The organism is Corynebacterium ciconiae DSM 44920 (assembly GCF_030440575.1).
GTDB lineage: Bacteria > Actinomycetota > Actinomycetes > Mycobacteriales > Mycobacteriaceae > Corynebacterium > Corynebacterium ciconiae.
In genome coordinates, this window is record NZ_CP047189.1 from 1,119,221 (window position 1) to 1,141,478 (window position 22,258).

Annotated in this window: 17 protein-coding genes and 3 tRNA genes; 14 read left to right on the plus strand and 6 right to left on the minus strand. The window is 61.6% G+C overall.

The annotated features are described in order from the left end of the window. Positions 1-220: 220 nt before the first annotated feature. The 7 genes from CCICO_RS04965 to CCICO_RS04995 all read left to right on the plus strand — a co-directional run bounded on the left by CCICO_RS04965 (position 221) and on the right by CCICO_RS04995 (position 9,331). Positions 221-1,891, plus strand: a complete 1,671-nt coding sequence (locus tag CCICO_RS04965; protein ID WP_018019938.1) for a cell wall-binding repeat-containing protein — start codon at positions 221-223, stop codon at positions 1,889-1,891. Between the two features lie 213 nt (positions 1,892-2,104). Beyond that, positions 2,105-3,700, plus strand: a complete 1,596-nt coding sequence (gene serA / locus CCICO_RS04970; RefSeq protein ID WP_018019937.1) for a phosphoglycerate dehydrogenase — start codon at positions 2,105-2,107, stop codon at positions 3,698-3,700. 146 nt (positions 3,701-3,846) lie between these two features. Next, on the plus strand, positions 3,847-4,500 hold the full coding sequence (locus CCICO_RS04975; RefSeq protein ID WP_018019936.1) for a hypothetical protein: 654 nt from the start codon (positions 3,847-3,849) through the stop codon (positions 4,498-4,500). 59 nt (positions 4,501-4,559) lie between these two features. Further along, complete coding sequence (locus tag CCICO_RS04980) at positions 4,560-5,579, plus strand: 3-isopropylmalate dehydrogenase (RefSeq protein ID WP_026161487.1); 1,020 nt, start codon at positions 4,560-4,562, stop codon at positions 5,577-5,579. Between the two features lie 152 nt (positions 5,580-5,731). Beyond that, the gene (locus CCICO_RS04985) at positions 5,732-7,660 is read left to right on the plus strand and encodes a DUF294 nucleotidyltransferase-like domain-containing protein (RefSeq protein ID WP_018019934.1); all 1,929 of its coding nucleotides are present in this window, start codon (positions 5,732-5,734) and stop codon (positions 7,658-7,660) included. Next, complete coding sequence (locus tag CCICO_RS04990; RefSeq protein WP_018019933.1) at positions 7,660-8,301, plus strand: exonuclease domain-containing protein; 642 nt, start codon at positions 7,660-7,662, stop codon at positions 8,299-8,301. The genes CCICO_RS04985 and CCICO_RS04990 overlap by 1 nt, the downstream gene beginning before the upstream one ends. A 232-nt stretch (positions 8,302-8,533) precedes the next feature. Further along, positions 8,534-9,331, plus strand: coding sequence for a fumarylacetoacetate hydrolase family protein (locus tag CCICO_RS04995; protein ID WP_026161486.1), 798 nt, complete (start codon positions 8,534-8,536; stop codon positions 9,329-9,331). 162 nt (positions 9,332-9,493) lie between these two features. Here CCICO_RS04995 and CCICO_RS05000 read toward each other — a convergent pair whose 3' ends face one another. Beyond that, entirely contained in the window at positions 9,494-10,618 is a 1,125-nt protein-coding gene (locus CCICO_RS05000; RefSeq protein ID WP_018019931.1) for an isochorismate synthase, read from the minus strand. Positions 10,619-10,672: 54 nt separating this feature from the next. Between CCICO_RS05000 and gltX the strand changes: the two genes are divergently transcribed. The 3 genes from gltX to CCICO_RS05015 all read left to right on the plus strand — a co-directional run bounded on the left by gltX (position 10,673) and on the right by CCICO_RS05015 (position 12,481). After that, positions 10,673-12,169 (plus strand): glutamate--tRNA ligase, encoded by a 1,497-nt coding sequence (gltX, locus tag CCICO_RS05005; RefSeq protein ID WP_083878305.1) that lies wholly within the window; start codon positions 10,673-10,675, stop codon positions 12,167-12,169. Between the two features lie 130 nt (positions 12,170-12,299). Next, positions 12,300-12,371: transfer RNA gene (locus CCICO_RS05010), tRNA-Gln, on the plus strand. A gap of 37 nt (positions 12,372-12,408) precedes the next feature. Beyond that, a tRNA-Glu gene (locus CCICO_RS05015) sits at positions 12,409-12,481 on the plus strand. A gap of 108 nt (positions 12,482-12,589) precedes the next feature. Here CCICO_RS05015 and CCICO_RS05020 read toward each other — a convergent pair. Continuing rightward, positions 12,590-13,954, minus strand: a complete 1,365-nt coding sequence (locus CCICO_RS05020) for an MFS transporter (RefSeq protein WP_026161485.1) — start codon at positions 13,952-13,954, stop codon at positions 12,590-12,592. Positions 13,955-14,074: 120 nt separating this feature from the next. Next, positions 14,075-14,488: a Rieske (2Fe-2S) protein gene (locus CCICO_RS05025; RefSeq protein ID WP_026161484.1), complete on the minus strand. Its 414-nt coding sequence runs from the start codon at positions 14,486-14,488 to the stop codon at positions 14,075-14,077. Between the two features lie 890 nt (positions 14,489-15,378). Here CCICO_RS05025 and CCICO_RS05030 point away from each other — a divergent pair. Beyond that, positions 15,379-15,451, plus strand: a tRNA-Glu gene (locus CCICO_RS05030). 127 nt (positions 15,452-15,578) lie between these two features. Here CCICO_RS05030 and CCICO_RS05035 read toward each other — a convergent pair. Then, on the minus strand, positions 15,579-16,304 hold the full coding sequence (locus CCICO_RS05035; protein WP_018019927.1) for an IclR family transcriptional regulator: 726 nt from the start codon (positions 16,302-16,304) through the stop codon (positions 15,579-15,581). A gap of 221 nt (positions 16,305-16,525) precedes the next feature. On the opposite strand from CCICO_RS05035, the gene leuC reads away from it, so the two are divergent. Continuing rightward, positions 16,526-17,944, plus strand: a complete 1,419-nt coding sequence (gene leuC, locus CCICO_RS05040; protein ID WP_018019926.1) for a 3-isopropylmalate dehydratase large subunit — start codon at positions 16,526-16,528, stop codon at positions 17,942-17,944. A 35-nt stretch (positions 17,945-17,979) separates the two neighbouring features. Beyond that, a complete protein-coding gene (gene leuD, locus CCICO_RS05045) occupies positions 17,980-18,567 on the plus strand; it encodes a 3-isopropylmalate dehydratase small subunit (RefSeq protein ID WP_018019925.1) in 588 nt (195 codons plus the stop codon). Positions 18,568-18,587: 20 nt separating this feature from the next. Here leuD and CCICO_RS05050 read toward each other — a convergent pair whose 3' ends face one another. After that, positions 18,588-19,586, minus strand: coding sequence for an NUDIX hydrolase (locus tag CCICO_RS05050; protein ID WP_018019924.1), 999 nt, complete (start codon positions 19,584-19,586; stop codon positions 18,588-18,590). Positions 19,587-19,610: 24 nt separating this feature from the next. Further along, positions 19,611-21,011, minus strand: a complete 1,401-nt coding sequence (locus CCICO_RS05055) for a protein adenylyltransferase SelO (protein WP_018019923.1) — start codon at positions 21,009-21,011, stop codon at positions 19,611-19,613. A 179-nt stretch (positions 21,012-21,190) separates the two neighbouring features. Between CCICO_RS05055 and CCICO_RS05060 the strand changes: the two genes are divergently transcribed. After that, entirely contained in the window at positions 21,191-22,189 is a 999-nt protein-coding gene (locus CCICO_RS05060) for an NAD(P)H-dependent glycerol-3-phosphate dehydrogenase (protein ID WP_018019922.1), read from the plus strand. Positions 22,190-22,258: the final 69 nt, after the last annotated feature.

Sequence of the window (22,258 nt, forward strand, 5' to 3'; positions counted from 1 at the left end):
CGTCGGAGGGCTTAGCACGCGTCAGTTCGCCGGTCCAGGCCGTGGCTGCCGTGGTTAGCTTGGCTGCCGTGGCGGAGTCAGGTACCGGCGCGAGCTGTCGAACGTGGCGGCGTAGGCGCGTGTTAACCCGCACCAACGTCCTCGACGGCCCGCATGGGTAGGATTACGCGAACGACAACATCATTAGCTATCGAACCCGTCAGGGCGAGAGGATCATGTAGTGAAGAAGAACAAGGCCATCGCGATTGCCGCGAGTGTGCTCATGCTCTCCGGCGTGGGCGTGGCGTGCTCCAATAACAGTGACAGCTCCGATTCGTCGGCTGCGTCGAATGCGGCAGCGGCCCGCGATGAGGATCCGCGTTTCGGCGATGCTCCCTTTGTGGTGAGCGATACTGATTTCTCCGGCATTGATGCCTCGAAGCTCTTTTTCGATCACTCCGAAACAGCGGTGGTCACCGGAATGGAGACGGCGTCACAGCTGCGTGGCGCGTCGATCGCAGCGGTGGCCCACGCGCCGATGCTGATGAACACCCCAGAGAACCGCTCCGCGGTGCTCGATGAGCTCAAGCGACTCAAGGCCACCAAGGTGTTGCTGGTGGGCGATACCGACTTCGCCGCGGCCGAGGCCGCCAATGATAGCGAGATCACTTTCATCAAAGATCAGGGCACCGTGGAGTCGCTGCAAGTGGCCACGTCTTTGGACTTCACTGAGAAGACCACCGGCGATACTGCCCAGGCCATCAGCGATATCGTGACCCTCGATTCCAAGGAGCCGACCCTGCTGGTGCCGGAGGATTATTCCACCCCAGTCGAGGGCAAGACCGAGGAACAGGGGAATTTCCCTGCGCAATCTGCGCTTGACGACGGCAACTCCCCAGTCGTTTTGACCTCCCCGATGAGCGGTATCGCGGCGACGGCCACCGCTAAGGCATGGGGCGCTGATTTGGTCTCCTTGCCGTGGCCCGATCCCCGCGCCTCGGAGGACGGAATCAAGGCTGTTGCCGGCTTGGAAGACAAGCCGGTGATCGCCTTGGGGCGTCTGTTCGGCTCGAGTGAGAACCTGAAGAAGCGCATCGTGCGCAGTCAAGAGGTCACCGAGGAGCAGCCTGGTGGCGGCCAGCTTGTGTTCCCGGGCCGTCATGTGGTGGCGCTCTATGGCCACCACACCGGTCCCGCGTTGGGCGCAATGGGCGAGCAGGACTCCGAGGCTGCCGCGGAGCGGGTCCACGATATCGCGGAGCAGTACCAAGAGTACGTGGACGATCCAGTGATCCCTGCCTTCGAGATGATGGCCACCGTGGCGTCGGCCGATCCTGGCGATGATAATGACTACTCCAACGAGGCAGACCCCTCTGAGCTGCTTGATTATCTCGACGCCATCACGGAGATCGGTGGCTATGCCGTGATCGATCTGCAGCCGGGCCGTGCGCACCTGCTCGACCAGGCCAAGCTGTACGAGGAGCTGCTGAAGCGCCCGAACGTGGGACTGGCGCTCGATCCCGAGTGGAAGATCGGCCCGAATGAGGTTCCGCTGCAGAATGTGGGCCACGTGGATGCCTCCGAGATCAACGAGGTCTCTGAGTGGTTGGCCAAGCTGGTAGACGAAAACAACCTGCCCCAGAAGCCCTTGGTTCTCCACCAGTTCCAGCTACAGATGATCCGCAATCGCGAACAGTTGAACGTGGATTACCCCGAGCTGGCCTTCGTGTTGCACGCCGATGGGCACGGCACCCCAGACTTGAAGTTCGAAACCTGGGATGTGCTCAAGGAGGGCCTCGATCCGCGCATCTTCCTGGCGTGGAAGAACTTCTACGATGAGGACACCCCGACCTTCACCCCCGAGCAGACGATGGAGATCACTCCGCGTCCGTGGTTTGTGTCCTACCAATAAAGTTCCCCCCAATTGTGGCCGATGCATCAAGGTTTAGCCGCGTAGCCACTAAGCTCTAAACGGTCCCACCCACGCTGTACTACGCAGCAGAGGGTGGGCCTGTTTCTGGCCCCATCGCGAGTCTGGAATCACAGACATTGTGGGGCGGCGTGGCAGCGTCGTCACGCATGGGCCGGAAACCACCCTGAACCCCATATCCCCAGGAGATTTCCCGTGACCGAGACAACCCGTCCAGTCGTTCTCATCGCAGATAAACTCGCCCAGTCCACCGTCGATGCGCTCGGAGATGCCGTGGACGTGCGCTGGGTTGACGGTCCCAACCGCCCAGAGTTGCTTGCTGCGGTTGCCGATGCCGATGCCTTGCTGGTGCGCTCGGCCACCACGGTGGACAAAGAAGTGCTCGATGCCGCGCCGAAGCTGAAGATCGTGGGCCGCGCCGGAGTGGGCCTGGACAATGTGGACATCGATGCCGCGACCGCGCAGGGAGTGATGGTGGCCAACGCGCCCACCTCCAACATTCATTCGGCCTGCGAGCACGCCATCTCGCTGCTGCTATCCACGGCCCGCCAGATTCCTGCCGCAGACGCCACGCTGCGCGATGGCGAGTGGAAGCGTTCCTCCTTTAAGGGCGTAGAGATCTACGGAAAAACTGTAGGCATCGTCGGTTTCGGCCACATCGGGCAGCTGTTCGCGCAGCGGCTGAGCGCCTTCGATACCGAGATCATTGCCTATGATCCCTATGCCAATCCGGCCCGTGCCGGCCAGCTCGGTGTTGAGCTCGTCGATCTCGAGGAGCTCATGAGGCGTTCGGATTTTGTCACGATCCACCTGCCCAAGACCCCCGAAACTGCCGGCATGTTTGACGCCGAGCTGCTGGCCAAGGCAAAGCAGGGGCAGATCATTATCAATGCCGCTCGCGGTGGGCTCGTCGATGAGCAGGCGCTTGTCGACGCCATCCAGGCCGGCCACATCCGCGGCGCCGGATTCGATGTCTACGCCACCGAGCCCTGCACGGATTCCCCGTTGTTCGCCTGCCCCGAGGTGGTGGTGACTCCGCACCTCGGCGCTTCCACTGTGGAGGCCCAGGACCGCGCCGGTACCGACGTGGCGGACTCTGTGCTCAAGGCCCTCGCAGGCGAGTTTGTTCCCGATGCCGTGAATGTCTCCGGCGGGGCAGTGGGAGAAGAAGTCGCCCTCTGGCTGGAGTTGGCCCGCAAGCTGGGCTTGGTGGCCGTACACCTGCTCGATGGGGCCGCCGTGCGCGTCGAGGTTCAAGGCCGCGGCGAGTTATCCTCGGAAAACATCGAGGCCCTTGGCCTCTCGGCACTGCGGGGTGTCTTCGCCACCACCGTCGACCAGCCCGTCACCTTCGTCAACGCCCCTCAAATTGCGGAATCCCGCGGCGTAGAGCTCGAGGTCTCCACAGCGAGCGAGGCACTTACGCACCGCTCGGTGCTCGGAGTGAAAGTGGTGGCCAGCGATGGCCGGGCTGTAGAGGTGGTTGGCGCCCTTACTGGGCTCGAAAGCGTGGAAAAGATCGTCCGCATCAATGGCCGCGGCCTCGATCTGCGCGCCGAGGGGCACAACCTTTTCCTGCAATACGCCGACGCGCCCGGCGCGCTGGGCATTGTGGGCTCGGTTCTCGGCGAGTGTGGAGTCAATATCAACGCCGCCGCGCTCTCTCAGGACGCCACCGGTTCTGGGGCTACCCTGGTCCTGCGCATCGACCAAAACATTAACGACGACGTTGTTGAGACCATCGGCGAGAAGCTCAACGCCTCCCTCGCCTTCCATCTTCAGCTGGACTAGCCGCCAGCTCAATGTCTATAGCGCACTCCAGCTGCGGCGGCGTGCGTGGTAGTCAAGGTGCCTATGATCCGCGTGGCTGCCTGAGAATGCTCATGTTCTCGGGTAGTCACGCGGATAACTTTTAGGTGCTACTACGCTACAGAGTTATGCACTCTGAGATCTTGCCTGTGAGCTTCACCGCCGAGGACTATCCGCGCGCTCTTCTTGCAGTTGCGGCCTACAATTCGGCCAATCCGGGAGCGCAATTATGCGCGGATGTCGAAGAGGGCAGCATTCTGCTGCGTAGTAGCATCCCAGGGTCGAAGTATCGTGACCGCGCCCTCGCGGCCTGCGCGGCGCTCTCTGCTGATGCTGCTGTCGAGCCGGCTACTGACCTCGCGGCGGAGGAGGTTGATGAACAGGCGCGGGCGCAGGTGATGGAGTCGCTCCGGGCATGGTTTGCCGCCCAGGGGGTCACTGAGCTGCCTACCTCTTCAGAGACTGGGCGCATCGAGTTCGCCATTGATGGAGTGCCAGTGGATTTTGGGGCGTCGCGCGCCGGGCATCTGCAGGTTGTTGCACTCGCGCAGGTCGAGGGTGAGCCGGGGGAGTTGGCCCATGTGTGTAACTTCGCCACGGGCTCGGTTGAGGATGCGGCGGCGTTTCCGGTGAAGGGGGAGAGCGGCTGGTGGTGTGCGGTACACACTGCGGTGGTGGTCGATGGTGTGGACGCAGCGGAGTTTGATGCTGTATTGCGCGGTGCGGTGGCCGCGGTGCTCAAGCTCCAGCGCACCGTTGTTGTGCTCGCTGGGGAGAGTTAACGTGCTACACTAGCCCCGTTCACTATATGGGAAAGGTGTATCACTCTATGAAATCTGGGTTGAGGCTTGCAGTCATCGGCGGCGACGGCATCGGGCCGGAGGTGACCGCCGAAGCCTTGAAGGTCCTGCGCGCGGTGCGCGAGGATGTCGACACCACCGACTTCGATTTGGGCGCTCGACGCTACCTGCGCAACGGCGAGTTGCTGAGCGATGAGGATCTGGCAGAGCTGAAGCGCCACGATGCGATCGTTCTCGGAGCTATCGGCGCGCCGGGAGAGGTGCCGCCGGGGGTGTTGGAGCGCGGCTTGCTGCTGAAGATGCGCTTCGCCTTGGACCACCACGTCAATCTACGTCCCTCCAAAATCTACCCCGGGGTTAGCTCGCCGCTACGCGAACCAGGTGAGGTGGACTTTGTGGTCGTCCGTGAGGGGACCGAAGGGCTCTATGCCGGCAACGGCGGCACCCTGCGGGAGAATACCCCCCATGAGGTGGCGAGCGAGGTGAGCCAAAATACCCGCTTCGGAGTGGAGCGGGTGGTGCGCTATGCTTTCGAGCTCGCCCAGTCGCGCCGTAAAAAGCTCACCTTGGTACACAAGACCAATGTGCTCGTTAACGCCGGTTCCCTCTGGCAGCGCACCGTAGACGCAGTGGCTTCGGAATATCCCGAGGTGAGTGTGGATTATAGCCATATTGACGCCGCCACTATTTACCTGGTCACCGACCCCTCGCGTTTCGACGTGATCGTCACCGACAACCTCTTTGGTGACATCCTCACCGACGAAGCCGGGGCCATCACCGGTGGCATTGGTCTTGCTGCTTCCGGCAATATCGACGCCAGCGGCACCAACCCGTCGATGTTCGAGCCGGTGCACGGCTCCGCCCCCGATATTGCAGGCCAAGGGGTGGCTGATCCGGTGGCGGCCATTTTGTCCATGGCGCTGCTGCTGCGTCACCTCGACGACGAGGCCAATGCCCAGCGCATCGAAGACGCGGTGGAGGCGCACCTGGCAGAGCGTGAATCAGGTGCGAGCATCTCCACCACTGCGGTCGGCGACGATATCGCTGCGCGCGTGAGCTAGCAGCGGCGATACTGAGTGGAACTCTGCTGCGTAGTAGCAGCGGGGTGGCGTCGATAAGCATCGGCTGCTAGCTACCGATCTGTCTCACAATCGCGGATCCTTCTGGGCGAAAACACATCGTGGCCAAAGTGAAGTGAATTACACTACGGCACATGAATGTTGAACTAGAAGAGGTCCGCGATTTTTTAGCGGAGCACGAGCCCTTTAAGCATCTGCCTGCGGATGCGCTCGGCGATCTACCGCAGCACATGGTGGTGGAATATGTGCGCGCGGGGGAGGTTATCTTTAGTGTCGGCCAGCACAATCGCTATTTGAATATTATCCGCTCCGGGGCGGTGGATGTGCTGGGCGAGGATGGAGTGCTGCTCGACCGGCGGGACGCTGGGCGCTCCTTTGGGTATTCGACGCTGGAAGACGATTCCCCGTCGCTGTACACCATGACCGCGGTGGAGGACAGCTTAGTACTGCGGCTGCCGCGCGAGGCCTTTCTCACGTTATGTACCCAGCAGCCGCAAATATATCGCTTTTTCTCCTCTCAATCGCAGCGGATGCGGGCGCGGGCCACCCAGCTGCGGGAAGAGTCCTCCTCTGATGCATTGCGCAGCTTGGTCGGAGAATGCATGGTGCGCACCCCAGCATGCTGCGGGCCCGACACCCCAATTCGGGAGGCGGCAGCACGAATGGCGGCTCGCGGCGTGTCGAGCTTGTTAGTCGTTGACGGCGACGAGACAGTGCTGCGGCAGGGAATGCTCGTAGACGCAGCACAAGACTCGGTGCGACTGAGGGGCATTGTCACGGACAAAGACATGACAAAGAAAGTGGTGGCCGAGGCGCTTGATTCCTGCCTGCCGATTTCTGAGGTGATGACTCCCGACCCGGTCACCGTGAGCAGTTCAATGCGTGGCTTCGAAGCGATGCTTCTGCTAGCGCAGCACCGCATTCATCATCTGCCGGTGATCGATGATCATCACTTGGTAGGGATTGTCGCCTCTGGGGATATCATGCGGCTCCTGCGTAATGATCCGATCTTCGTACACGCCGACATGGTCCGGGCGGAAACGGACTCGGAGCTTACCCACGTCTATAGCTCGGCGAAGGAGGTGGCGGCCCGCTTTATCGAACGCGGCGCCGATCCTGCGGAGGTCTCCGGTCTGCTTACCTTGGCCGCTGACGCCCTGGCACAACGGGTGATCGCCCTCACCGAGGAGGAGATGGGCCCGCCGCCGGTGCCGTACTGCTTTGTGGTGCTCGGCTCGCACGGCCGGCGCGAGATGGGTTTTGGCTCGGATCAAGACAATGCGCTGATTTTGGACGACACCTTTAACCCAGCAGAGCATAAAGACTATTTCGCCGAGTTTTCTCACCGCGTGTGTACGCGTCTCGACGCCGCCGGGCAGGTGCTGTGCCCAGGGGAGATGATGGCCTCCAATCCAGAGTGGCGCATGACGGTGAGCCAATGGACACGCACGTTTCACACCTGGGTCTCCGCACCCGAGCCCGATGCCGTGCTGCACACGCAGGTCTTCTTTGACATGCGCGGTATTGCCGGCTCTCTCGACCTCGCCGAGGAGGTCATCGCCTCAGCACATCAGCAGGCCCATTCCGCCCGCCGGCTGCACGCCCACCTGGCGGCGCTCGCCGCGAGGCGCGATACACCCCTAGGATTCTTCCGAGGGCTCGTGGTGGAACGGGGCGGCGACTACGCCAACACCCTCGATGTGAAAAAAGGCGGCACTGCCACGATCGTGCAGATGGCCCGGCTTTTCGCGCTCTCCGCACCGGCCGACACCACCAGCAGGCCGCTGGGCACCTCCGAGCGCTTGGAGTTCGCGATGGCCAGCAACGGGATATCTGCCAAAGGTGGCGCCGATCTGCTCGACAGCCTCCACTTTCTCACCACCGTGGTGCACCGCCATCAAGCGGCGCAGCTGCGCGCCGGGGCCAGCGACGCTGAGGTGGACTATCACATCGACCCCAAACAACTCAGCACCATCGAACGCGAGGGGCTTCGCGACGCCTTCTCCATCATCCGATCGATGCAATCGGCACTGAGCACCAAATACCCAGTGAGGAGCATCTGATGTTCGGCTGGAGAGCAAAGAAAGCCACAGGCGTTCTCGCCGAGTTCAACGCCACTGCCCAGCACGAGGCGCACGTCCCCCTCGATGAGGCCGAGCTGCTTGCCGTAGACATAGAAACCACCGGGCTGCATCCCTCCAAAGACAAGATGCTGTCTGTGGGATGGGTGCCGGTGCGCGGCCGTCAGATCCGCCTCGAGGAGGCCGGATATCTCCTCATCAAACAAGACCGCCCAGTGGGTATCTCCGCGACGCTGCACCACCTCACCGACACCCAGCTTGCCACCGGTCACAGCCCTCGCCGTGCCCTTGAGGAATTTCTTCCCGTCCTCGCAGGCACAGTCATGCTGGTGCATTTTGCTCCCATCGAACAGCGTTTTCTCTCCGCTCTTTGCGAGCAGGAATTCGGCGCACCGCTACGGGTACCCACGGCAGACACGTTCCAGCTCGAGCGCACGCACATGGAAAAGATGTCCACCTACCCGCGCGGTGAGGATCTCCGCCTGCCTCGCGTGCGCGCCCGCTACAACCTGCCGCGCTATCGCAATCACAATGCGCTTATCGACGCCATCGCCTGCGCCGAGCTGTACCTGGCTATGCGGGCGCACCGTGGTTATGAAACTGTGCGCGATATCCTTGCGTGACTACGCATCAGCCCAGCCGCGAGTGCGTTCTTCACTTTGTGCTGCTCACAAGGGTGATGGGACTACGGGCAACTCTGATGCGTAGTAGCGGTGAGGGAAGCTGCCACCGCTATGAGCTGAGAAGCGCCCCACGCTGCGGCTAACCCCATCTGGTGGGAGAAGCGCTATGGTGCACCACGATTTATGCCCGATGCGCGGCGCAGCTGAGGGAGGGCTGGTTAAGATGGTCGGCATGCGTTTTGGACGAATTGCTCACCCAGAAGGAATGTGTTTCGCCGTCATCGAGGGCGAAGGCGAGAGCCAGGTAGCGAAGGAGATCAAGGAGACTCCTTTCACGAAACCGGAGTTTACGGGCCGTAGCTGGCCGATCGCCGAGGTGAAGCTGCTGGCGCCGATGCTGCCGTCGAAGATTTGCGCGATCGGGCGCAACTATGCCGATCACGTGGCGGAGGTGTTTAAGAAGTCCGCGGACGCACTGCCGCCGACGCTGTTTCTGAAGCCCCCCACAGCGGTGGTGGGCCCTGGTGCCGCCATCAAAATTCCGGATTTCGCCACTCGGGTGGAGTTTGAAGGCGAGTTGGCGCTGATCGTTGGGCGCCCGTGTAAGAACGTCAAGGCCGAGAATTGGAAGGACGTGATCCTCGGCTACACCGTGATCAATGATGTCTCCTCCCGCGATTTGCAGTTCTCTGATGGCCAGTGGTCGCGCGCCAAGGGCATCGACACGTTCTGCCCGCTGGGCCCATGGATCGAAACCGACCTTGATGTCCTCGATCTCGAGGACTTGCCGATCAAGGCGCACCTGACCCACAACGGCACCACCGAGACTAAGCAGGACTCTAATTCCTCGCAGATGATCATGTCGGTGGGCGAAATCGTGGAGTTCATTAGCGCCTCCATGACTCTTCTGCCGGGTGATGTGATCTCCACTGGCTCTCCGGCCGGTACGGCGGAGATGGTTCCTGGTGACCACATTGAAATCGAGATTCCCGGTTTGGGGCGCCTCGGCAACCCGGTCGAGCGCGCCTAGTCTATCGCCTGCGCGTCGACACCCCCTGAACACCCGCTGCTGAGTGAGTATCACTCGGTGGCGGGTGTCCGCGTATGCGCGCCCGCAATAAGGGCTGCGCCCGCCGTGTCCGCCGTGTCCGCCGTGCGCGCCGCGCTCGCCGCGCTCGCAACAAAGGCCGTGCTATAGCCCAAGTGCAGACATGATGGTCCTCAGCTTCGCGGTGGTTTCATCGAGCTCTGCCTGCGGGTCCGAGTCGGCAACGATTCCGCCGCCGGCCCAAGTACGGGCATGGGTGCCATGGGCATCTACTTCGGCGCAGCGGATCGCCACCATGTATTCGCCGTCTCCGCGGCGGTCGGCCCATCCGACGGCCCCAGCGTAGAAGCCGCGCGGGGTTTCGGTGGCGCTGATGATTGCCTCCGCGGCGTCGGTGGGGGTGCCACAGATCGCCGGGGTGGGGTGAGTGTGCAAGGCCAACTCCAGGGCAGTCATGTCTGGATCCTTGACTGTTCCGGTGATGGGTGTGGCGAGATGCCACATCTCGGCTGTTTTGGTCAGTTCGGGGCGCTCGGGTATGTCGAGGGTGTCGCACAGGGGCCGCAGGGTCTGTTCGAGGTGCTGCACCACAAAGGCGTGCTCCGCCAAGTCTTTGGCACTGTGAAATAGCCGCTGTCCATTGTCCTCGTCGGTGCGCTTGTCGACGCCACGAGGCGCCGACCCAGCCAAAGGATAAGCGCTGACCGTGCTGCCGTGTTTGCGCACCAAAACCTCGGGCGAGGATCCCACCAGCATGGACTGAGCGTGGTCGCCGCCGGCGGGGGAGAGGTCGGCAATGAAGCCATCGCAGTGGGGAGAGCGATCGATTAGTCGTGCAGCAACAAGCAGGGGGTCGGCCGGCGGGTCGAAGTGGACGTCGACTGCGCGGGCGAGAACGACTTTCTCTAGTCGCGTGCGGGCGATGGTGGCCACGGCCGCTTCGACGCGGGTGAGGTGTTCTTCCTCGTCGGGATCGACCCCGACAAGCTCGGAGTGCAGTGCTGAACCGGGGCCAATACGGTAGTGGGCGTGCGGTTCTAGGGGGCCGCGTTCCCGAATGATGCGCTCGGGCACGGTGAGCGCTGCGGGGTCGTCGCGCACAAACGGTAGGGCGCCGACCACCATCGTCACCTTCCCCTCCCGCAGGGCAGCGACAGCTTCCCACGGGTCGCGATAGCTGCCTCGTGATCCCTGGGTGCGCACTGATCCGTGGGCACGCGAGAGCAGAAAATCCGGTGCAGAGGAGGGACGGTGAGCGAATTGGGACATGGCAATTAATGCTAGTTCATGCAGGCCACGGGAAAGCTACTAGACTAGACAACCATGTCTCATACCTCAGAAGTTGTCGTTCGTTTTTCCCCATCGCCCACCGGTACTCCCCACGTCGGAATGGTGCGCACCGCCCTGTTCAACTGGGCCTACGCGCGCCACACCGGTGGCTCGATGATCTTCCGCATCGAAGATACCGATGCCGCCCGCGACTCGGAGGAGTCCTACCAGGCGATCATTGATTCGCTGAACTGGCTGGGAATCGACTGGGACGAGGGCGTCGAAAAGGGCGGTCCCCACGAGCCCTACCGGCAGTCGCAGCGCGGAGACATCTACAAGGATGTGCTCACCAAGCTTATCGACGCTGGGCTGGTCTATCCCGCCTACTCCACGGCAGAGGAAGTGGAGGAGCGTCACAAGGCAGCTGGGCGTGACCCCAAGCTGGGATACGACAACTTCGACCGAGATCTCACCGAGGAGCAAAAGGCCGCCTTCGAAGCGGAGGGTCGTAAGCCGGTGTGGCGCCTGCGGATGCCGGAGAAGGACTGGGCATGGAACGATCTGGTCCGAGGAGAGATCTCCTTTAAAGCCCAGACCCAGCCAGACTATGTGGTCGCCCGCTCCAATGGTCAGCCGCTCTACACCCTGGTGAACCCGGTTGACGATGCCATCATGGGGGTCACCCACGTGTTGCGTGGTGAGGATCTTCTGCCCTCGACTCCGCGTCAGATCGCGCTCTATGAGGCCCTGATTGAGATCGGTGTGGCGCAGCGCGTACCAGAGTTCGGCCACATGCCTTTCGTGATGGGGCAGGGCAATAAGAAGCTGTCGAAGCGAGATCCGCAGTCCAACCTGTTCAACCATCGCGACGCCGGCATCATCCCCGAGGGCATGCTCAACTATTTGGCTCTACTCGGCTGGTCGTTGAGCAAGGATGAGGACATCTTCACCACGTCCCAGCTGATTGACAACTTCGACATCAAGGACGTGTTGTCCAATCCGGCACGATTCGACGAGAAGAAACTGCTGGCGATCAACGCCGACCATATCCGCATGCTGGATTTGGAGGATTTCACCGCGCGGTTGCGTTCCTACCTCGCCGAGTACCACGACTTCCCGGCGGATTACCCAGACGATGCCTTCCGCTTCGCGGCGGAGCAGGTTCAGACGCGTATCAAGACCCTCGGCGATGCTTGGGATCTGCTGCGCTTCCTTGTTGTCGCGGACGAAAACCTCGAGCTCGAGCCGAAGGCTGCCCGGAAGAACCTTAAGGAGGACGCGGTGCAGGCGCTAGACGAGGCTATCTCCGTGCTCGAGCCGATCCAGGAGTGGAAGACGGACGCAATCGAATCTGCATTGAGCGCTCGGTTGATCGATGAGCTCGAGCTTAAGCCGCGCAAAGCCTATGGCGCCCTCCGCGTGGCCCTGACCGGAGCCCAAGTATCCCCGCCCCTGTTTGAATCCATGGAGCTGGTGGGCAAGGAATCCACGTTGGCCCGTCTTCGTGCGGCTCGTGCTGTGACTCCGTGGAGCGAGGACGCAGCGCAGTAGCACTGATGCAGGGATCACCTCAGCCCTAAAATTCCGCTTGAGCTGCTGGTTTGTGCAACGAGAGCTGTCATGGTTATAGTATTCCTCGTTGCACAGCAGGGGCTGAGAACAAGTCAGCAGCTGAGCGCGATGGCCTATGGTGTAATTGGCAACACTACGGTTTCTGGTACCGTCATTCTAGGTTCGAGTCCTGGTAGGCCAGCTTCAGTGTGAAGCTCGTATTCACGCTGAGTTCCTATGCCCCGTTCGTCTAGCGGCCTAGGACGCCGGCCTCTCACGCCGGTAACACGGGTTCAAATCCCGTACGGGGTACAATGTTCAACCTCCTCTTTCACGAAAGTGAAGAGGAGGTTGTTTTTATTTCGCCCCCCCTTTAACCCCGCCTCCACGACTGATTGAGGGCGGGGAAGTGGTCTGCCGCTAGTCCAGCGCCACGTTAGTGTTTTCTGGCAGGATCAACGCGGCTGCTGCAGCGATCGCGAAGGACATACCAAAGACAGTGAACAGCAGTACCTGCCCACCGAAGGCAAGTAGCGGAGGCACAATCAGCGGGGCGGCGATAGAGGCGAGACGGCCGAAGCCTGCAGCAGCGCCAGTACCGGTGGCGCGCAGCGCTGTGGGGTACAGCTCGGGGCCGATGGCGTAGAGCGCGCCCCACGCCCCCAAATTGAAGAAGCTGAGGAAGCAGCCGGAGACGATGATCTGCCATTCGGCGGAACTGAGACCATAGCTGAGTGCTGCAGCGGCACTGCCGGCGAGAAATACCGCCAGAGTCACGCGCCTGCCCCAACGCTCAATGAGATATGCAGCCACGGCGTAGCCAGGCAGCTGCGCGAGAGTGATGATCAGGGTGAAGGTAAAAGACTTCACGAGGGTAAAGCCCTGCTCGTGCAGAATCGAAGGGATCCAGATGAAAGCCCCGTAGTAGGCAAGATTGATACACAGCCACACGGTCCACAATGCTGCAGTGCGACGGCGAAGGGGCTGTGACCACAGGGATTGGGCCTGGGCCACCTCGGGTTCGATCGTGGATGTTGCCTGGTCATTCTTAGGCTGGCGTCCTAAGGCAGGGGAGTTCTCGAACGAGCGCACGACCTTCTCTGCTTCATCGTGGCGGTTAGTAGCCTCGAGGTAGCGCACAGACTCCGGCATGCCAAAGCGAACGACGAGAGCATAGATTGCCGGAATACAGCCCAAGGCTAAAGCCCAGCGCCAACCGTTATCATCGGCAGCTACAACAAAGGCGCCGATGCAGGCCGCCAGTATCCATCCCAGAGCCCAGAAAGCTTCAAGGATCACCACCATGCGCCCTCGGATGCGGCGGGGCGCGAATTCGGAGACGAACGTGGAGGCAACGGGCAGTTCAGCGCCGAGACCCACCCCGACAATGAAGCGGAAAACAAGAAGCACCGCCAAGCTACCGGCGAGGGCAGAGGCGCCGGTAGCGAGCCCGTACACCAAAAGAGTCAGGGTGAAGATGCACCGGCGACCGAATTTATCGGCGAGAAGACCGCCGAGCGTGGCGCCGATAGCCATCCCAACGAATCCAATAGAACCCAGGAGTGATGTTTCGGTGTGACTGAGGCCCCAGTGGGCACTCAGCGCAGCCATGATAAAAGAAATCAGCCCCACGTCCATTGCATCGAGCGCCCATCCCAATCCAGATCCGCCCAGTATCTGGGCATGTTTTCTGGTCACTGCTAAGGAATCGAGGCGTTCTGAGCGTGACGGTGCGGGCTGATGCGTAGTAGCAAAAGGCTGTGATTCAGTGTGTCCCTGGTGCATAAAGGGAGCCTAAACCAGTACATGGAGTTGTGTGCATCACAACCCCCAACTGGGTGGCGGTTGTGTCTCGATATGCTCCGAGCGCTCGGTCGCTGGTGGGTGCTGCCAGTGACTGTCCGTTTAGGACACGGTCAGGGAGGAACCGGATTGATCAATATCTGCGGGAACCATCGGGTCGCGCGAGGGTCCTTCGAGCACGGAGCCGTCAGCAAGGCTGAATTTGGACATGTGCTTTGAGCACACCGCGACCTGCTCGCCATCGAGATCCTCGAGGTGGTCAATCGGACCTTGGGCGTGCGGGCAGGTGGCGGAATAGGCCTTGAACACGCCGGCTTCTGGCTGTGCTACCACCCAGTCATCAACGAAGACAGCGCCGCCTACGGGAATGGAAGCGGAGTCGACCTTGGAGGCTGTCTCGGAGCTGCCGCAGGCTGCTAACAGTGCGCCCGAGGCGGTGGCGGCGGTGGCCACGGCGACCCCCTTGAGGAAGTTGCGGCGCGAGCAGGGAAGGCGGGATGTATCAAAACCACTCATGGCCGTCACGTTACCCCAGCTCAGCGGGGTTGAAAATTAAGGTACTCCTTAAAGCCAGCTGGGGACTGTGTGCCACTGTTGGTGTGCGTGCGATGAGCCAGGGGGTAGATACACACATTATTGGGTAGAAAAGTAAAAGCCCTTTCCCCGCCGCACGTGAAGGTCTACAGTGGGCGGTGAGAAGTTCACACGGGGTGTCTTTAAGGTCAGTCGTTATTTCCTAGGACACGGTGGCCCTTGTTGTGGCGGGTCGCTACCGCCACGGCGCGCATCGGGTGAGATTCTCGGCGATATATCGCGACAGTGTTTATTACAACGAATGTAAGCAAAGGAGAGTGGATGGCTGAAGCAGTATCAGATGAAGCAGCAGCGTCGCGCGTCCCCTTCGTAGCGAGCATTGCCATAATCTAATCCCTCTCAGCGCCAGAGATGCGTGAGGGTAGAGCTAAGCGAAGGTGACTGTCTATCGTGATTCTGTTCACCGAGACCGCCTCGGAGGCCATAGAGAGAGCGGTAGGTCACCTCGGCACCTAACTCTGTTGCAGAGACAGCGGACGGGCCCACAGTGAGAGCACCACACTGGGGTCGCGAGACTTCCGCCCCGTGTCGATAGCGCGATCTCCTTGGCTCCACCGGGCTCCGAGTGTTTATGGATCGGTTTTTTACACCCTACAGTGCGGGGCGTCTTCTCTTACCGCCGAAGACGCCCCGCACGTGCTGTGTGCCGCACACTGGCCGTTGTTCATGAGCGCGTCGTGCGCGCAGTGTACATGCTCTCAACTATTGGCCATGTGCGGAGTTTAAGCAGTTCAGCGGGCCGATTTCTGTTTCTTAATCCCCGTGGTGTAACTTTATGCAAGCAACGAACGAGCAGTTCGAGGCGATTCAAGGCCCCGTTCGTCTAGCGGCCTAGGACGCCGGCCTCTCACGCCGGTAACACGGGTTCAAATCCCGTACGGGGTACAAAAAACAACACCTCCTCTGATGATCTTCACGCAGAAGATGCAGGGGAGGTGTTGTCGTTATGTCCAGGCGCTTGAGGATCACCCGTGGCCGCGTGAGGTCAACGGCCGCGGGTGGGGGTAAAAGATTAGGCGCTGCCGCTGAGTTGGCGCGAGGCTTCGAGCAGTGCTTGGCCGTGGCGTGCGCCAGGGTTGGGTCCAAGGCGCTCCGCTGGGCCGGAGATGGATAGTACTGCGAGCAATTCGCCGTTGGCGTCGAAGATGGGGGCGGAGACGCTGGCAAGTCCAACCTCGCGCTCGGAAACGGAATCGGCGTAGCCCTGGGCGCGGACCTGCTCGAGGTCGTCGGTGGTGAAGTGAGCATCGCGCAAAATGGTGTCGCGCAGGTGCGGTGGGGCGTAGGCCACGAACACCCGGGCCGCCGAACCGGCAGTTAGGGGCATGCGAAAACCTACGGGCACGGTGTTTTGCAGGCCGGAGGAAGGTTCTTGGGCGGCCACGCAGGTGCGCATTGTGCCGGTAAGGCGATAGAGCTGTACGGACTCCTGCGTAGTCTCCATCAGGTTGGCCATGATCGGCACCGCGGCGTCGATAAGCTTATCGGAGCTGGAAGCGCCCAGAGCGCGGAGTGCGGAGCCGATGGACCATTTGCCATCGGAGGTTCGAGCGAGGAGATTGTGCACCTCTAAGGCCGTGGCTAGCCGATGTGCAGTGGCGCGGGGAAGCTGGGTGCGTTCGCACAGTTCGCTCAAGGATTGGGGCGAATGTGCGACGGTGCTGAGGATGAGGACGGTGCGATCGAGCACCTTGATGCCGCTGGACTGTTGCCCATCAAGTGAGTTAAGCTTTCCCATGACACGATACTATCATCCCATATCGTGGGAGGCTAGTTTTCTGTTGGAGATGACGTGGCTTATGCTCACGTCCAGCGTGCCAGCCCCACGCTGAGCATTAGATGCGCAGCTAATACGCGCCGCGAACACCCTTCGTTGCGTGCATGTAGTCGAAGCCGCAGCCGCAGCGACGCACCACAGTCGCTGCGAAAGGCACCATAGTGAAAGGTAACGGTGATCATATGACCAGCCCTCAGACGCTGGCGGAAAAGGTGTGGAACGACCACATCGTGACGCGTGGTGAAGCAGGAAAACCCGATCTGATCTACATCGATCTTCAGCTGCTACACGAGGTCACCTCTCCGCAGGCGTTCGACGGTCTGCGGCTGGCGGGCCGGCGTTTGCGTCGTCCTGATCTCACTCTAGCTACCGAGGATCACAACGTGCCTACCGAGGGCATCACCACCGGATCCATCCTAGAGATTAAGGATGCAACCTCTCGCACCCAGGTGGATACCTTGCGTACTAATGCCTCCGAATTCGGGGTGCGGCTGCACCCGATGGCGGATAAAGAGCAGGGGATTGTGCACGTGGTGGGCCCGCAGCTGGGTCTGACCCAGCCCGGTATGACGGTGGTGTGCGGTGATTCCCACACCTCCACCCACGGTGCGTTTGGCGCCATTGCTTTTGGTATCGGTACCTCTGAGGTGGAGCATGTGATGGCCACCCAGACGCTGCCGCTGAAGCCCTTTAAAACCATGGCAGTCACTGTCACTGGCACCCTCGCGGAAGGGGTGACGGCGAAGGATCTCATCCTGGCGATCATCGCTCAGATCGGCACCGGCGGCGGCCAAGGTCACATCATTGAATATCGCGGCGAGGCCATCGAGAAGCTGTCGATGGAAGAGCGGATGACGATATGCAACATGTCGATTGAGGCGGGCGCCCGCGCCGGTATGATTGCCCCGGACCAGACCACGTTCGACTACATCAAGGGCAGGACTTATGCCCCCGAGGGCGAGCTGTGGGATCAGGCCGTGGAGTACTGGTCCAGCCTGCGCACCGATGAGGGCGCGAGCTTCGATAAGGAAGTCACCATCGATGGCGACTCCCTCACTCCCTTCGTCACCTGGGGGACCAACCCAGGCCAGGGGCTGCCCTTGGCCGAGTGTGTGCCTAATCCGGAGGAGATCAGCGACGAAAACGAGCGCGCCGCCGCGGAGAAGGCCATCGCTTATATGGGCCTAGTCCCCGGACAGCCCCTGCGCGAGCTAAAGATCGATACGGTCTTTGTGGGTTCGTGCACCAATGGCCGCATTGAGGATCTGCGGGAGGTGGCCAAGGTGCTCGAAGGGCGCCGCGTGGCCGAGCATGTGCGCATGCTGACAGTGCCGGGTTCGCAGCGAGTGCGTGAACAGGCCGAAGCAGAAGGCTTGGATGCCATCATCACCGCGGCAGGTGCCGAGTGGCGTCAGCCGGGATGCTCGATGTGTCTGGGGATGAACCCTGATCAGTTGTCGCCTGGGCAGCGCTGCGCCTCCACATCCAACCGCAATTTCGAAGGCCGGCAGGGCAAGGGCGGGCGCACCCACTTGGTCTCACCTGCGGTAGCTGCCGCATCCGCTGTGGCCGGTACGTTGGCATCGCCCGCGGATCTATAACCCTGACGTCGCACGAGGAGATTGAGAGAACAATAATGGAGAAGTTTCACACTCACACTGGTGTCGGCGTGCCGCTGAAGCGGTCGAACGTAGACACCGATCAGATCATCCCCGCCGTCTATCTCAAGCGGGTCAGCCGTACTGGTTTCGACGATGGGTTGTTTGCTGCGTGGCGACGCGACCCAGAGTTCGTGCTCAACCAAGAGGACTATTCCAATGGGTCGGTGCTGGTCGCCGGCGAGGACTTCGGTACCGGCTCGTCCCGAGAGCACGCCGTGTGGGCGTTGATGGATTATGGTTTTCGAGTGGTGTTTTCCTCCCGCTTTGCCGATATTTTCCGCGGCAATGCCGGCAAGGCTGGGCTCTTGGCGGCCCAGATGGAACACAGCGATATCGAGCTGCTGTGGAAGCTCATGGAACAGAGCCCAGGGCTTAAGCTCACGGTGAATCTGGAGGAGCGCACGGTGACCGCCGGCGAGCACATCCTTCCCTTCGAGGTGGATGACTACACCCGCTGGCGGCTCATGGAAGGCCTCGACGATATCAGCCTTACCCTTCGCGACGAAGAGGCCATTGAGCGCTTCGAGGCGCAGCGCAAGCCCTTCATGCCGCGGGTCAACTAGCAGCGCGAGTCTCGGGCGGCTTATTTCACGGGCAGGGCGCTGGCGAGATAGTCAGCGCCCACCAACTCGCCGTCGCGGAAGTCCAGCATCCACACGGAGCCTTTCTTGGCCTTGATCTCATCGATAGGTAGCTGGCCACGCGCCGCCGCCCACGCCACCACATCGGGGATCCAGATCCCTTGGGAGCAGACCACCGAGATCGAGCCGCTGCGCGAAAGCTCCGAGATGGCACGATGGCAGTTTTTCATCTGCGATAGCCAGGCTTCGTCACCGAAGAGCGGGTTCACGCTCACCTCCATGCCGAGCTCATCGGCCAAGGGGGCAAGGGTGTCTTGGCAGCGGTCCGGTTCTGCGGAATAGAGCGCCTCCGGGCGGAAAGCACTCAGCAGCGGCACGAGCATTTCCGCTTGTCGACGCCCCTTCTTATCCAAAGGCCGGATCGAATCATCGCCCTGCCAATTTTTCCGCTGATAGGCCTTGGCGTGGCGAACGAGAATCACGCGGGTATCCGGATTAAGCTTCAGGCGCTTGTCTGCCTTGCGCAGCACATCCACATCCAGCTGGTAGGACAGCAGCGAGGCGGCGTCGTCAATGCTGAGCCAGCGCAGTTCGTCCACCTCATCGTTGGCTTCGAATTCGCCGCCGGTGACCTCAGCTAGCCAGTAGTAGACCACCTTGGTGCGCTTGTGCACGGGATAGGTGACCTTGCCGATCAGCTTGTCGAGACGCACCTCGAAGCCGGTTTCCTCCTCGATCTCGCGGGCGGCAGTCACCGGAAGCGACTCGCCCGGGTCCAGCTTTCCCTTGGCCAAAGACCAGTCGTCGTAGTGCGGACGGTGGATCACGGCCACCTCGATCTCGTCGGGGCGGCTCCGATCACCGCGCCATAACACCGCACCTGCGGCGAGGGTGGGGCGGGTGATGTCCTTCGCGGGGTTGGAAGGGATTTTCTGCAGCCTACCCGTCACAAGCACGTTGTTCTTGCGGTCTTTATCAGTTTCCTGCGCGTGAGAAGCCATAGCTGCAATTGTAGGACGGCTGTTCTAGGTGCCGCAGTAGGTGGTGAAGTTCTCCGTCCACTCCGCAGGGGCCGGCAGCAGCAGCTCTGGGTAGGCGTAGCTGGCATCGAAGGGGTGTCGCACCGCGGCAAGAAGCGCATCCCAATAGTCCCACTGATCATTGTTCGCGGCAGTGAGCGCGCGTTCAACCTCGTGGTTGCGGGGAATCACCACGGGATTAGCTCGCGCGGCATCGGGGTCGCTATCGCGCCAGGTGCGCCAGAAGGGGTGAGCGTTGTCTGCTGCGTAGTAGCGCTGCGCCTGCTTTTCCAGAGAGGAGAAAAAGATGGTGTGATCCACCTCGTGGGTATGAAGATAATCCAAGGCGAGGGAGACTGCCTCCTCGGTGTTCTCGCGGCCGCTAACACCCAGTTTCTGCGCCCACATCGTGGTGGCGATGGAATCGTAGCGCTCGGCCTGGGCGCCGAGAATGTGCTGGGCGTCGGCGATGGCGGCCTGCGGGTCGGCATCGATAAGCGGCAGCAGTGTCTCGCCGAAGCGGGCCATGTTCCAGCCAAGGATCGCCGGCTGGTGGCCATAGCGGTAGCGCCCAGTCGTGTCGATGCTGGAGAAACAGGCTTGCTGGCGGTGGGCGTCAAGGAAAGCGCAAGGGCCATAGTCGATGGTCTCACCGCTGATTGTGGTGTTGTCGGTATTCATCACCCCGTGAATAAAGCCCACGCCCAGCCACTCGGCCACCGTGTTTAACTGGGCCTCCATCACCGACTCCAGCAGCGCCAGCGGTCCGCCGCCACTGCGCTCGGGGTAGTGGCGCTCGAGGCAATACTCCACCAGCTCTGCTGCCACATCCGTAGCGCCCAGCACGGCCGCCAGCTGGAAGGTGCCCACGCGGATGTGCGAGGAGGCCACCCGCACAATGAGCGCACCCGGTTCAGGGCCACTACGCAGCACAGCACGGCCGGTGTCTATCACCGCCAATACCCTGGTGGTGGGAATGCCGAGGGCATGCATCGCCTCCGAGACCAGATACTCACGCAGCATCGGAGCTCGCGCCCCAAAGCCATCCGCGCCACGGGAAAAGGGGGTGGGACCGGAGCCTTTGAGATGCAGATCCACCAAGCCGTGCGGGGTAGCGAGCTCGCCCAACAACAGTGCCCGGCCATCACCCAACTGCGGGTTGAACTGCCCGAATTGGTGGCCCGAATAGCCCTGCGCCACCGGCTGGGTATAGCAACCGCTCGCACGCCCGCACAAAAAATCCACGCCAGCATCCGTGCGTAGCCACTGCGGATCAAGGCCCAACTCGCTAGCCAAAGGCTCGTTGAGCTGCAGCACGGATGCATCCGGGAAATCAGCGGCGCGCCATTCCAGGCACAGATCCGGAAAAGCCTCGGCAAACTCGGCACGCAACACAGGAGTAGTCATAGCGCCTCAGTCTAATCCCCACAGCACGCCGCTTTTGCTCGCTAGACTCGCACACAGCACTAGTGTTCGTCCGCAGACGGTATCTCCCTGCTGAGCAGCATTCCGCGATCAGCGAGTAGAAATAACACCGGCTCGGACGTAGTTTGCAGGCACAGCTCGGAAAGGACAGCTTAAGGCTCATGGTCAACGTGACAGTGATGGGGGCAGGAAGCTGGGGCACCACCCTAGCTAAAGTATTCGCCGACGCCGGTGCCACTGTCCGGCTCTGGGCGCGCCGGGAATCGGTGGCCCAATCCATCCAGGTGATGCGCGAAAACGTGGATTACCTGCCCGGGCTGAGTATCCCCATGGGGGTGAGTGCTACGGCTGATGCCGCACGCGCCTTGGCGGATGCCGAGATCGTGGTGCTCGGAGTGCCCTCCCAAAGCCTGCGCGGCAATGTGGAGCAGTGGGTGCAGCTGATTCCCCGCGATGCGATCGTGATCAGCCTTGCCAAGGGGGTCGAGCATGGCAGCTTGATGCGGATGAGCGAAGTAATCGCCGAGGCGGGGCAGATTGAGCCGGAGCGTATCGCGGTGCTCTCGGGGCCGAATCTGGCCCGCGAGGTGGCCATGGAACAGCCGGCCGCTACCGTGATCGCGTGCACGAATGAACGCAACGCCCAACGCGCCCAAGCGGCCGTAGCGGCCCCCTATTTCCGCCCCTATACCAATACCGATGTCATCGGCACCGAGCTTGGCGGTGCGTGCAAGAACGTCATTGCGCTCGCCTGCGGCATGGCCAGCGGCAAGGGGCTGGGGGAAAACACCTCGGCGAGCCTGATCACCCGCGGTCTCGCCGAGATCACCCGCCTCGGGGAGGCAGTGGGCGCCGATAGCCGTACCTTCGCCGGCCTAGCTGGGCTGGGGGATTTGGTGGCCACCTGTTCCTCGCCGCTATCGCGCAACCGCAGCTTCGGTGCCCGGCTCGGCAAGGGCGATAGCTTGGAGCAAGCAGCGCACGCCACCTCGGGCCAGGTGGCCGAGGGAGTGACCTCCTCAGAATCGGTGTTCCGGCTGGCCGAGTGGCACGGGGTAGACATGCCCATCACCCACGCGGTCTACCAGGTCTGCCACGAAGGAATGGACGTAGACACCATGGTGGGTGCGCTGATGGGCCGATCCAAGAAGTCTGAGTAGTACAATCGCAGGGTCCGGCACAAACCCGCCGCCCACCACGCGATCGGGCCCGTGCACCGTCGCCCCTAG

Coding starts and splice junctions, on each gene's coding strand:
- CCICO_RS04975 (WP_018019936.1), top strand. CDS start 3,847: ATGCACTCTGAGATCTTGCCTGTGAGCTTCACCGCCGAGGACTATCCG.
- CCICO_RS04985 (WP_018019934.1), top strand. CDS start 5,732: ATGAATGTTGAACTAGAAGAGGTCCGCGATTTTTTAGCGGAGCACGAG.
- CCICO_RS04990 (WP_018019933.1), top strand. CDS start 7,660: ATGTTCGGCTGGAGAGCAAAGAAAGCCACAGGCGTTCTCGCCGAGTTC.
- CCICO_RS04995 (WP_026161486.1), top strand. CDS start 8,534: ATGCGTTTTGGACGAATTGCTCACCCAGAAGGAATGTGTTTCGCCGTC.
- CCICO_RS05000 (WP_018019931.1), bottom strand. CDS start 10,618: ATGTCCCAATTCGCTCACCGTCCCTCCTCTGCACCGGATTTTCTGCTC.
- gltX (WP_083878305.1), top strand. CDS start 10,673: ATGTCTCATACCTCAGAAGTTGTCGTTCGTTTTTCCCCATCGCCCACC.
- CCICO_RS05020 (WP_026161485.1), bottom strand. CDS start 13,954: ATGCACCAGGGACACACTGAATCACAGCCTTTTGCTACTACGCATCAG.
- CCICO_RS05025 (WP_026161484.1), bottom strand. CDS start 14,488: ATGAGTGGTTTTGATACATCCCGCCTTCCCTGCTCGCGCCGCAACTTC.
- CCICO_RS05035 (WP_018019927.1), bottom strand. CDS start 16,304: ATGGGAAAGCTTAACTCACTTGATGGGCAACAGTCCAGCGGCATCAAG.
- leuC (WP_018019926.1), top strand. CDS start 16,526: ATGACCAGCCCTCAGACGCTGGCGGAAAAGGTGTGGAACGACCACATC.
- leuD (WP_018019925.1), top strand. CDS start 17,980: ATGGAGAAGTTTCACACTCACACTGGTGTCGGCGTGCCGCTGAAGCGG.
- CCICO_RS05050 (WP_018019924.1), bottom strand. CDS start 19,586: ATGGCTTCTCACGCGCAGGAAACTGATAAAGACCGCAAGAACAACGTG.
- CCICO_RS05055 (WP_018019923.1), bottom strand. CDS start 21,011: ATGACTACTCCTGTGTTGCGTGCCGAGTTTGCCGAGGCTTTTCCGGAT.
- CCICO_RS05060 (WP_018019922.1), top strand. CDS start 21,191: ATGGTCAACGTGACAGTGATGGGGGCAGGAAGCTGGGGCACCACCCTA.